This window comes from Pseudomonas sp. SIMBA_068 (assembly GCF_046534705.1).
In the GTDB taxonomy this organism is placed as follows: Bacteria; Pseudomonadota; Gammaproteobacteria; order Pseudomonadales; family Pseudomonadaceae; genus Aquipseudomonas; species Aquipseudomonas putida.
The window spans coordinates 1-253 of record NZ_JAWRYI010001067.1; the positions used below are offsets into that span (position 1 = coordinate 1).

Annotated in this window: 1 pseudogene; it reads right to left on the bottom strand. The window is 54.2% G+C overall.

Annotation, left to right across the window (positions count from 1 at the left end):
- Positions 1–253, bottom strand: a pseudogene (locus SB756_RS32715) (hypothetical protein); the annotation flags it as partial.

Sequence of the window (253 nt, forward strand, 5' to 3'; positions counted from 1 at the left end):
TGATGTGCAGTAATGATGTTGTTCTCCACATCCATTTCGATGGTTTTGCCTGGCACCAGCGAACCGGCAAGGATCTGCTGAGCCAGCGGGTTCTCGATCTGCTGCTGTATCGCACGTTTCAGCGGACGTGCACCGTAGACCGGATCATACCCGTTCTCCGCCAGCAGTTTGATCGCATCATCAGAGATGTGCAGCTGATAACCCCGTTCATCCAGACGTTTGTACAGCCGCTGCAGCTGAATCTGCGCAATGG